Below are 11,274 nucleotides of genomic sequence, written 5' to 3'. Positions count from 1 at the left end.
CTTTCAGGATTTGCTGTGCCATGTTAGAGTTTAACGCTTTGTAGTTAGGGCTGTTCTTTAAAAGAGTGTAATTCTTTTCGTATTTTAAAAACTCGCCCTCAGAAAAGTAATACTGTCTTACATTGTAAATGGCTTCATTGGCAAGATTCTTTGCTATATGGCACAGTTCTCTTATAGTTCTGTAATCTTCCTTTGAAAGACGCTTTACTTGTTGTTTTACGGTAAGATGCATGCAGCTTTCTCCTTTCTAAAGACTCGGAAATAGGATTTCCTGTATGTATATTATACCATATATTTTAACCGCCATTCATCCCATGGTCTAAAGGCACGTGGGTTTTCTGTCGGGAACTTTATAAAAATGATGCATGTCATAATGTATGTTGTGGTATTTTTGGGAAATACGTAGGTTGCCAGTAAGGCATATATAGCGACAAGCACAGTGATGATAAGTTGTTTATAGGTCATAATTCTCTCCTTGCTATTAGGTATAATCCTAAACGGATTATACCATAAAATGGATATAAACAAAATAAATAGCTTTTTTAATAATGGTATAGTAGAATGATAGAAGATATCATAGAAAGATGAGGAATCTATATGAAAAATAAACTGCTACAGATTTTATTTGATTCAGATGGACCTGTTGGTATTAAAGACTATGGTTTGTTTGATGCAATGAGTGATGAACAATTTGAAACGCTTTATGATCTTATTCATAACATGTTGACAGATTTCATAGAAGAAATGATCAGAGATGTAGATGATCCTGAGATGCTAAAGTTTATTATTCCAACTATTCTTTTTGATTTTGAGCGTCTTTATGATGTAATTGATCTTAATCCAAGAGTTTTTGCTGAGGAAATACATAAGCTTAATTTTTATCCTGATTCTTTTGAGGCTTATATTTATGACGAAGAGGATGAAATGGGCATTGAATTTGCAAGTGAAATCAGTCCTCAGGAACTATTGGTTTCCGCAGTGGTTTTTGCACGTGCAATTCTTGATGAAAAGGCTGTTAGAGTATTCCTTACTGATATGTTATCAAGTTATCTATATCCTGATTTCGATGATGGAGATGAGTATTTAAGTGGAGAAATGGAAAGCTGATTTACATCTTCATACAACTGCAAGTGATGGCAGTGATTCAAGTGATAGTCTTTTAAGGAAAGTGAAAGAAAAAGGCATCGCATATTGTGCAATTACTGACCATGATACATTAGCAGGTGTACATGCTGTAAAAGAGATACCTTCAGGAGTGACGCTTATTGCGGGGATTGAGTTTTCTACAATTACCAAGTATCGTGAAGTGCATATTTTAGGATATGGCTTTGATGCAACGCATCCAGTGATGAAGAAGGTGATTGATAAAGGTCGTCTTAAAAGAAAAAGAAAACTTGAGAATAGGCTCGTTTATCTTAGTCATCTTGGGTATGAGTTTAGCCAAGAAGATAAAGAAAAACTACGTCAATTAAATGCCTGTGCTAAGCCACATCTAGCACGTATGCTCATGCAATATGAGTATGTATCAAGCATGGAAGAAGGAATTAAGATTGTTGCAGGATGTCATGATGACGATGATCGCTTAGATTATCATGAAGTTATTAAAGCTATTCATGACGCTAATGGGTGGGCAGTATGGGCTCATCCACTGGGTGGGGAACACAAGCGTCATTTAGCACCTTGGGAATGTGAAAGACAGCTTTGCTTGCTTTTAGATGCAGGAATTGACGGTCTGGAATGTTTCTATTCTCGTTATAATCAAGAAGAAGAGGATTATCTTTGTTCATTGGCCAATCGCTTTCAGTTAACAATAAGTGGTGGCAGTGATTATCATGGCATTAATAAAAGTGTTGAATTAGGACGACTCAACACGGAAGGACGTCAGATTGATGCAAGTCAATTGACGATTCTTCATAAGATTGTGAAGTAATAGGGGGAGAATTATGGCAAAAGTATTACCATTTCAGGCATTAAGACCAGCTACAGATTATGCAAAAGATGTTGCGGCGTTGCCTTATGATGTTTATTCTAGAGAAGAAGCGAAAGAGGCGGTTAAAGGTAAACCGCTGTCTTTCTTGAATATTGATAGACCTGAAACACAGTTTGAAGATGGACATGACATGTATGGGGATGATGTCTATAAGAAAGCTGATGAAATGATTCAGTCTTTTAAAGAAAAAGGAATCTTTATTAAGGATGAACAGAAACATTATTATATTTATGAGCTGACAATGAATGGACGTGCTCAAAACGGAATTGTGGCACTTTCTTCTATTGATGATTATATTAATGGAGTATGTAAGAAACATGAAAATACTGTCGCTGAAAAGGAAGTGGATCGTATTAATCATGTTGATGTGACATCTGCGCAGACAGGGCCTATTTTCCTTGCTTATCGTCAAAAGCAGGAGATCAGTGATCTTGTTGAAAAAGTAAAGAAGGAACCACCTCTTTATGATTTTGTGGCTGAAGATGGTGTTAAGCATACTGTCTGGATCGTTGATGATTGTTATAATGAAACATTAATCAAGGCTTTTGAGAATGTAGAAGCCACTTATATTGCTGATGGACATCATCGTACTGCTTCTGCGGTTAAAGTGGGATTAAAGAGAAGAGAAGAACATCCTGATTATACGGGAGAAGAGGAATTCAATTATTTCTTATCGGTTCTTTTCCCTGATAATGAATTATATATTATGGATTATAACCGTTTCGTGAAAGATTTAAATGGATTAAGTGAAAAAGAATTCTTTGGTGGATTGCTTAATGTGTTTAATGTCTCTTCATCAGAATTTGGTGCACCTGAAAGAAAAGGAATTGTTAAGATGTATTATGCTCATCAGTGGTACACTTTAACAATGAAGGAAGAATGTCTAGAAGATCGTAATGATCCTGTTACTTCTCTTGATGTTGCTTATCTTCAAGATTTAGTATTGACACCAATTCTTGGCATTGAAGATCCACGTGTCGATAAGCGTATTTCTTTTATTGGTGGAATCAGAGGATTAAAGGAACTTGAAAGATTAGTTGATGAAAAAGAAGGATCAGTGGCTTTTGCGATGTATCCAACTTCTATTGATGAATTATTGGCTGTTGCGGATGCTAAGATGCTTATGCCACCTAAGTCTACTTGGTTCGAACCAAAGCTTAGAAGTGGATTGTTTATTCATGAAATAGAAAGATAAGAAGACCGATTGGTCTTCTTTTTATGTATATTTCCTTTAATAATCAAAAAAATTATCATTTATTTTGCCTATCGGTAATTTTTAAGTCATTTTTTGTTGAAATAAGACAAAAAGTGGATATAATCATGGATAGTGTTTTTTAAAGGAGATTTTGTATGGAAAAGAAAGTTGACACACAGGAGAGAGGTCGTTTCTCTGGTAAAATTGGTTTTGTCCTTGCTGCAGCAGGATCGGCTGTTGGACTAGGAAATATTTGGCGCTTTCCCTATTTAGCTGCAAAATATGGTGGTGGAATGTTCTTGTTAGTTTACATTCTACTTGTATTAACTTTCGGCTATGTCATGATCATGAGTGAAACGACATTAGGCCGAATGACAAGAAAGAGTCCAGTAGGTGCTTTTGCTCATTTTGGAAAAGGACTTCGTTATCGTTTTGGAGGATGGATCAATGCGATCATCCCAGTGCTTATTGTACCTTATTATTCAGTTATTGGTGGATGGGTACTTAAATATCTTGTTGAATATCTACGAGGGAATGTACAGCCTTTGGCTGGCTCTCATTATTTTGAAGGCTTTTTAACAAATGGTATTCAAGTAGAAGGATTCTTTATTATTTTCTCATTGATGACTATCTTTATCGTATTGGCAGGAGTCAAGAATGGTATTGAAAAAGTATCTACAATCATGATGCCAATTCTTGTCGCATTAGCTGTTATTGTTGCTATTTACTCAATTACAAGACCTGGTGCTATGGAAGGTGTAAAATATTTACTTGTTCCTAATTTTAAGCATTTTTCAATCATGACTGTTGTTGCTGCTATGGGACAGATGTTCTACTCATTATCAGTAGCTATGGGGATTCTTTATACTTTTGGTTCTTATGCGAAAAAGAATATGGATCTTGAAACATCTACAACTCAGCTTGAAATTTTTGATACTGCTATTGCTATTTTAGCAGGATTGATGATTATTCCTGCAGTTTTCGCTTTCTCAGGAGGAAGTGCTGCGGATTTAGGAAAAGGTCCATCACTTATGTTTATTACAATTCCTAAGGTTTTTGCTTCTATGGATTTTGGACTATTTGGTGGAATCATGTTCTTTGCATTGGTTTTATTGGCTGCATTGACAAGTTCTATCTCATTATTAGAATCAGCTGTTTCTACATTTGAAGATGAATTCCATTGGAACAGAAAGAACGCTACAATCTTTACTTCAATTTTAATGCTTCTTCTTGGAACATTATCATCATTGGGATTCAATTATTTAAGCTTTGTTTCTATTCTTGGAATGGGCATTCTTGATTTCTTTGATTTTATTACAAATTCAGTCATGATGCCAATTGCTGCTATTACGACAGTATTGCTTATTTTATTCAAGGTTAAGCCAGAAACAATTGTTAAGGAAGTGGAATCTTCTGGTCAATTTAAAAGAAAGAAGATTTACTTATTCTTTATTAAATATGTTGCTATCTTGTTCTTATTAATTATCTTAGTAAGTTCATTATTGGATATTATGGGAATTATTAAACTCTAAAGTCATCTGACTTTAGAGTTTTTCTTTATTATCAAAAAGAAAAGCATTAGAATAGAGATAGGAGGGTGAGCATATGAAAAAACTATTTAGTATGATTATTGTTTTAGGAATGCTCTTTACTGTAGTAGGATGTGGCAGTAAGGAGAAAGGCACAACTGCAGACAATGTTGTAGATTTTACTTCATGCAAGGTGTCTTTAGTTAAAGATAGTTTTAATTACGATGGCAAAGAAAAAAAGCCAGAGGTCACTGTAGAAGATCAGAATGGATCACTGCTTGATCCATCTCATTATTCAGTAAGCTATAAAAATAATGTAAAGGTCGGAGAAGCACAGGTCATTGTAACAGGAAAAGGTAATTACAAAGGGACAATTACAAAGACTTTTGAAATTATTAAAGAGAAGAAGACAGTTAGCTACGTGTTTGATAAGAAGGCCCTATCTACAGCTCTTAACGATGTTCTTGATTATGAAGAAGGAGATTCTGGTTCTTCATTGAAACGTGCCATTGCGGGTGCTACTCTACTTAAGTATGCCAATAAATGTGAAGCAAGCACCAATAAGAGTGAACTTCAGACTGCCTTTAAAGAGTGGTATGCGACTTTAAGTAAAAGCAATAAGAAAACATTCAAAAGTAATTTTGATAGTGTAGAAGATCTTGTGGATGATATTTTTAAGGATATCAATAAAGTAAAAGGCCAGCTTGAAGATGCGGGTGTCTATGATGATGTGAAGACTGCCTTAAAAAATAAGAATGCAAAAAAGCATTGGCAGGCATTGGAAGATGTTATCGATAAATTTGTATAATACTATTTATTAATATGTAGATGTATGATACAATAATGGAGTAGTTGTATCTTTCAACTGCAGCACAATCATTATAAATACGCTCCTTTAAATTCCCTTTACTCAGAGCTATTTATAAAGTTGTAGAGAAGCATGTCTACGGGCATGCTTTTTTATACTTAAGGAGGAAAATATGAAAAGAAATGTAGTAGTAATGAATGGAAAAAAGATGAATTATGATGGTGCCTTGGGTTATCAGCTGCTTGGTGATCATGTGATAGTGTACGATGACACTGATGAAAAGAACTTTTTAGAACATGCCAGTCAAGCAGAAATTATTGTGACAAAGGAAATGTCTGTCACTAGTGAAATGATTGCAGGATTAAAGAATGTTAAGCTAATTGTAGAAGCAGGTACGGGATATAATAATATTGATTTAGATGCTGCTAACAAGAAACATATTATGGTATGCAACGTGCCTTCTTATTCTTCTAAACGTGTTGCACATACTGCCATTATGGGAATGCTGATGTTATCTTCTTCAATGCAGATGCAGCTTCGTCACCTAGAAAGAGGTGATCATTCACATTTTACTAATGGTTTGTTGATGCGTCATGAGGAACTTAATGATAAGACATTAGGTATTGTGGGTGCTGGTCATATTGGTAGAGAAGTAGGCAAGGTAGCACATGCGATGGGTATGCAGGTTATATATAATACGCGTACTACAAAAGATGATGGAGAAGAGTATGTTTCATTAAATGAACTGTTAAAAAGAAGCGACTATGTCTCTTTGCATGTTCCATTGAATGAGTGGACTTATCATATGATCAATAAGGATACATTATCTTTAATGAAAAATAATGCCTTTTTAATTAATACAAGTAGAGGTGCTTTAGTTGATGAAGAAGCCCTTATATCAAGCTTAAAAGCGAAGGAGATTGGTGGAGCTTTCTTGGATGTTACTGAAGTTGAACCTCCTGAAGAGGGAAGTCCACTTTATGAACTAGAAAATGTGATTATCACTCCACATATGGGATGGAAAGGATTGGAGACAAGAAAAAGATTGCTGTCGATTGTGAAAGATGATATTGATGCATTTGATGCTGACCATCCAATCAATGTGGTGAATGAACCTTTTTCTTTATAAGAAAGTCTTTTATAATAGATGTATGAAATTAAGATTAGATGAATATATTGAAGCCCCTTCATTGCCGGGGTTTACACCTTATTCAATTTATATTATTGAAGTGAATAATCAGGAAGTAGGACGTATTGTATGGCGTCTTGGCAATGATGAAGAACATTACTATGATGGGCATATTGGTTATCATATTGAAGAAGAATATCGTGGACAGCACTATGCCTATCAGGCTTGTCTTTTATTGAAGGATCAGATTATCAAAGATGGCTATGATCATGTTTTATTGACATGTGATCCAGATAATATCGCTTCTAGAAAAACGATAGAAAAGCTAGGCGCCATCTTTATTGAAAGAAAGGAGATTCCTCGTACATTAAGAAAGATGTTTTCTAAAGATGAGCGTGTAAAAAACATTTATAGATGGGAGATGAAATCATGAAAATAGTACATATTGCAGATCTTCATTTAGGAAAGATGCTGCACCAGTATAATCTAATAGATATCCAAAGGGAGCTGTTAGAGAATATTATTGATTATGTGTCTCATCATGAAATAGATGCTGTCATTATCGCGGGTGATGTCTATGATCGCAGTGTCCCTTCACAAGAGGCAGTAAATCTGCTTAATCATTTTTTATCAGAGTTGATTACTCGTCTGCATAAGAAAGTATTCATGATTTCAGGAAATCATGATTCAGCGGACCGTCTCAATTTTGCAAGTGCGATACTTGAAGAGCAGGGGCTGTTTATTGAAACATATTTAAAAGAGAAGATAGCTTTTCATCAGGAAGGCAACATCAGATTTTATATGCTGCCATTTGTAAAGCCGGTTCATATAAAGCAGGTCTTTGAAGATGCACCAACTGATAATTATCATAATGCTTTAGCTTACTATCTTTCAAAACAGGAGATTGATCCTAGCTACAAGAATATTCTGATTACCCATCAGTTTGTTGGTCATAAATCACAGACAAGTGAAAGTGAACTGACACTTTCAATAGGGGGAACAGAAATCATTGATCCTGATATTTTTGATGCCTTTGACTATGTAGCATTAGGGCATCTGCATGCCCCTCAATATGTAAAAAGAGAAACAGTTCGTTATTCAGGAAGTCTTGGCACTTACTCTTTTGATGAAGCAAAGGGGAAGAAATCTTTTGTCGTAGTGGACATTGATGATATGCATATTGAGGAAGTAGAACTTCAAAGCAGGCAGAAGGTAAGAATAATAAGAGGGATGTTTGATGAACTAAGAAGTCATGCATCTAATAAAGATGACCTTTTATCTATTGAACTAGAAGATGATCATATGATACCTCATGCGATGGATCTATTAAGAGAAGTCTATCCTCATGTCTTAAAGCTTAGCTATGTCAAGCTTATTGGTGATGCATCTACATCAATGGGAAAAGTGCATGCGATAGAGAAAATGAATATGATGGATCTCTATAAGACATTCTATCAGGCTATGTGCAATCAGCAGCTAGATGAAAAAGATCAGAAGATTATTGAGACAATCTGGGAAGAAGGTACAAAGTGAGACCGTTAGTATTAAAGATGCAGGCTTTTTCTACTTATTTAAATGAGACAATCATTGATTTTAAAGGACTCAATGAGAAGGGGCTCTATCTTATATCAGGTGATACAGGAGCAGGCAAGACAACAATATTTGATGCAATCAGCTATGCGCTGTATGGTGAAACATCAGGGTCAGATCGCAGCAATGATGTCTTTCGTTCTTCTTATGCGAACTATGATCAGCCCACACGCATAGCATTTGATTTTGAATTAAATGGAAAAGTCTATCATATTAAAAGAGAATTAAGCTATACCAAATCAGGAAACAAGCGTCCTGATATTGCGGAATTATATGAAGGAGAACAGCTCCTAGAAACAGGGAAGACACCAGTAGATAAGCATGTAAAGACTCTATTGGGGGTTGATGCAAGACAATTCAAGCAGATTGTAATGATAGCTCAAGGTGAATTTACGAAATTGCTTTTAGCAGATTCCAAAGAAAAAGAGAAAATCTTCAGAAATCTGTTTCATACAGATGGCTTAAAACAATTTGAAGATATCTTAAAAAGCCATGCTGATGAGTATAAGAAACGCTATGAAGAAAAAAGCGTAGCACTTCGTACAATGCTTGCTGGACTGCCTTTTGAAATAGAACAGTTTACGCCTGAAACATTATCCTTTATTGAAGAACAGCTTGAAGTCTATAGAAAAGAAGCGACAAGTGAACAAGAAGGATTAAAAGAGCGAGAAACAAAAAAACAGGAACTTACAAAAGAGTTTGCCTATAGTGAAGGGTTAAACAGAGATATTGATCTTTATGATAAAAAGAAGCAGGAAGAAGAAGGCTTGCTTTTAAAAAAGAAAGATTATGATAACTTAGGCAAAGAGCTAGAACAGCTTCGCTTAGCTAATCAGGTGAGTCTTAAAGAAAATGAAGTGATTCGCTTAAAGAATGACTATGATTTAATAGGTGATCAATTAGAAGAAGCTAAGAAACAAAATGAAGCATTGGCTTTACAAGAAGAAGACTTTAATAAGGAACTAGAAGAACTTTCTCAAGGAGAAAAGCGTATTTCTCAATTGGATTTAGAAATATCCAAAGGGAAGGATGAACTTAAGGTAAAGAAAGCTTATGAAAGAAGCCAAAAGAGACTTTCTCAGTTAAGAAGAGATGAACTGCATAATCTTGAACAGCTTCATGAACATGAAAAAGATTTATCTATCAAAGAGAAGCAGCTAGAAGACAATCGAAAATATGTAGAACAGCTTGGTGATTATCGTCTATTGTTAAAAGACAAGGACCAGCTTGTCAGTGAATATCAGAACCGACGCAATATGATGCATCAGCTTTCTGATGATTATAATCGCTATAACAATGAAGAAGAAGCCTACTATGAACTTAGTCAGGTGTATGGCAAGAGCTTAAAGGACTACGATGAAGCTTATCAGAAATACCTTGAAGAATCACAGCGTTTCCGTGATAACCAGGCAGGCATACTGGCAAGAGACTTAAAAGAAGGTGAGCCTTGTCCGGTATGTGGAAGTATTCATCATCCACAAAAAGCTATTATGGAATCACGTGTGTTAAGCATTCAGGAAATAGAAAGTCTAGAAGAAAAAGCTGAACAGTTAAGAATAGAAAAAGAACAGGCTTTTTCTAACATGAGTGATCAAAAGGAAAAGAAGCGAGTTGCTTTTCATGATGTAGAAACATTAAAGAAGCAGTTGCATATTGAAGAAGAACTTTCAAAAGAGACATTTATTAGACTTCTTGATCAGATGACAAAGAAGGATATACAGTTAAAGAAAGAGTACAAGGATCTTCAAGAAGAAATCTCCTATCGTGAGAATCTAAAGAAGACGATTGAAAAAGATAAGATATTACTAGAAGAAAAAGAGAAAGCTATTGTACAGGCAAAAAGTGATCTAGAACATTTATCTATTCATAAAAAAGAAGAAGAGAGTGCCTGTCATACATCACTTTCTCATTATCCTAATTTGTTAAGCTTTAGTGAAGAGAGTATGAAAGAGAAAGAAGAAGAACGACGTCTTTTAAGTCAAAGAGTTGTACTGATTCAAGAGAAACGTGATCAGCGTCTTAAGGATAAAGCACGTATTCATACATTAAAAGAAACATTGTTTTCACAGCTTGAAATCAAGAAAAGTGATCTAGTAAAACAAAAGAATGCATTTGAACAGATGCTTAATGATCATTTTGAAAGAAGTGAGTATGATTTACTTAAAAAGAAGATCAAGGATCTTGCGGTAATGAGTGAAGATTATAATCGCTATATACATCGTCTTGAACTTGTTAAGGGTTCATTAGCTGAATTAGAGGATAGAGTCAAGGGGAAAGAAAAAGTCGATCTTTCTTTACTTGATGAACAGCTGAAGACTTTTTCTTATGAGAAAAAAGAAAAAGATGAGAAGGCTTTTGCATGTATCAATGCTTATGAGAACTTGAAGAAACAGTACGTAAAAATCAAGAAGGCAGCAAGTGAAAATGAGAAATTATTTGATGACTATCGTCGTTATGCACACCTCAATAGCATTACGTCTGGTAAGAATAGTGAAAAGATCTCATTTGAACGTTTTGTTTTAGCAAGTTATTTTGAACATGTATTAGAGTATGCCAATAGGGAATTATCAAGATTGACCTGTGATCGTTTTTCTTTCTTGAGAAGAAAGGAAACAAAAGGAAATGCAGGTCAAGGCTTGGATCTTAACATCATTGATTATGAATCAGGATCTATTCGTGATGTCAAATCACTATCTGGTGGAGAATCTTTCAAGGCTTCATTAGCATTAGCTTTAGGGCTTTCTACGATGATACAGGAATATGCTGGTGGAATTGAATTGAATGCTCTTTTCATCGATGAAGGATTTGGTACCTTAGATGATGAATCATTGGATCAGGCAATCAATGTTCTTATGGATATGAAGAATGATAAAGTGATAGGAATCATTTCTCATGTAAGTGATCTTAAAGAACGTATTGAAGCAGGCATTGAAGTAAAAAGAGGTAAACATGGAAGTTCGCTTTATGTCCATTATTAAAGAAAAACCTTATGTATTCTTGATTTTACTCTTTTCCTTTCAATATTTTTCTTAT

At 34.9% G+C, this 11,274-nt stretch carries 10 protein-coding genes; 9 read left to right on the top strand and 1 reads right to left on the bottom strand.

Annotated features, from left to right (window positions below; translation table 11 throughout):
- A partial coding sequence (locus T513_RS0108655; RefSeq protein WP_031589788.1) for a hypothetical protein occupies nucleotides 1–232 on the bottom strand: 232 nt, incomplete at its 3' end.
- 365 nt (nucleotides 233–597) lie between these two features.
- Here T513_RS0108655 and T513_RS0108645 point away from each other — a divergent pair.
- The 9 genes from T513_RS0108645 to T513_RS0108605 all read left to right on the top strand — a co-directional run bounded on the left by T513_RS0108645 (nucleotide 598) and on the right by T513_RS0108605 (nucleotide 11,219).
- On the top strand, nucleotides 598–1,107 hold the full coding sequence (locus T513_RS0108645; protein WP_031589786.1) for a hypothetical protein: 510 nt from the start codon (nucleotides 598–600) through the stop codon (nucleotides 1,105–1,107).
- Complete coding sequence (locus tag T513_RS0108640; RefSeq protein ID WP_031589785.1) at nucleotides 1,088–1,930, top strand: PHP domain-containing protein; 843 nt, start codon at nucleotides 1,088–1,090, stop codon at nucleotides 1,928–1,930. The genes T513_RS0108645 and T513_RS0108640 overlap by 20 nt, the downstream gene beginning before the upstream one ends.
- A gap of 13 nt (nucleotides 1,931–1,943) precedes the next feature.
- On the top strand, nucleotides 1,944–3,185 hold the full coding sequence (locus T513_RS0108635) for a DUF1015 domain-containing protein (RefSeq protein ID WP_031589784.1): 1,242 nt from the start codon (nucleotides 1,944–1,946) through the stop codon (nucleotides 3,183–3,185).
- A gap of 155 nt (nucleotides 3,186–3,340) precedes the next feature.
- Complete coding sequence (locus tag T513_RS0108630; RefSeq protein WP_031589783.1) at nucleotides 3,341–4,717, top strand: sodium-dependent transporter; 1,377 nt, start codon at nucleotides 3,341–3,343, stop codon at nucleotides 4,715–4,717.
- Between the two features lie 73 nt (nucleotides 4,718–4,790).
- Nucleotides 4,791–5,522, top strand: coding sequence for a hypothetical protein (locus T513_RS0108625; protein ID WP_031589782.1), 732 nt, complete (start codon nucleotides 4,791–4,793; stop codon nucleotides 5,520–5,522).
- 172 nt (nucleotides 5,523–5,694) lie between these two features.
- Entirely contained in the window at nucleotides 5,695–6,651 is a 957-nt protein-coding gene (locus T513_RS0108620) for a 2-hydroxyacid dehydrogenase (protein WP_031589781.1), read from the top strand.
- Nucleotides 6,652–6,673: 22 nt separating this feature from the next.
- Nucleotides 6,674–7,084 carry a GNAT family N-acetyltransferase gene (locus tag T513_RS0108615; protein ID WP_031589780.1) on the top strand — a complete coding sequence of 137 codons (411 nt, stop codon included), beginning with the start codon at nucleotides 6,674–6,676 and terminating at the stop codon, nucleotides 7,082–7,084.
- Nucleotides 7,081–8,184, top strand: coding sequence for an exonuclease SbcCD subunit D (locus T513_RS0108610; RefSeq protein ID WP_029070526.1), 1,104 nt, complete (start codon nucleotides 7,081–7,083; stop codon nucleotides 8,182–8,184). Before T513_RS0108615 ends, T513_RS0108610 begins: the two co-directional genes overlap by 4 nt.
- On the top strand, nucleotides 8,181–11,219 hold the full coding sequence (locus T513_RS0108605; protein ID WP_031589779.1) for an AAA family ATPase: 3,039 nt from the start codon (nucleotides 8,181–8,183) through the stop codon (nucleotides 11,217–11,219). The genes T513_RS0108610 and T513_RS0108605 overlap by 4 nt, the downstream gene beginning before the upstream one ends.
- Nucleotides 11,220–11,274: the final 55 nt, after the last annotated feature.

This window comes from Kandleria vitulina DSM 20405, assembly GCF_000702065.1.
GTDB lineage: Bacteria > Bacillota_I > Bacilli_A > Erysipelotrichales > Coprobacillaceae > Kandleria > Kandleria vitulina.
This window is presented reverse-complemented; position numbering and strand designations above follow the sequence as displayed.

Bases quoted from the DNA above. Each gene is read 5' to 3' on its own strand.
- T513_RS0108620 (WP_031589781.1), top strand. From the start codon at position 5,695: ATGAAAAGAAATGTAGTAGTAATGAATGGAAAAAAGATGAATTATGAT.
- T513_RS0108645 (WP_031589786.1), top strand. From the start codon at position 598: ATGAAAAATAAACTGCTACAGATTTTATTTGATTCAGATGGACCTGTT.
- T513_RS0108635 (WP_031589784.1), top strand. From the start codon at position 1,944: ATGGCAAAAGTATTACCATTTCAGGCATTAAGACCAGCTACAGATTAT.
- T513_RS0108625 (WP_031589782.1), top strand. From the start codon at position 4,791: ATGAAAAAACTATTTAGTATGATTATTGTTTTAGGAATGCTCTTTACT.
- T513_RS0108610 (WP_029070526.1), top strand. From the start codon at position 7,081: ATGAAAATAGTACATATTGCAGATCTTCATTTAGGAAAGATGCTGCAC.
- T513_RS0108630 (WP_031589783.1), top strand. From the start codon at position 3,341: ATGGAAAAGAAAGTTGACACACAGGAGAGAGGTCGTTTCTCTGGTAAA.
- T513_RS0108615 (WP_031589780.1), top strand. From the start codon at position 6,674: ATGAAATTAAGATTAGATGAATATATTGAAGCCCCTTCATTGCCGGGG.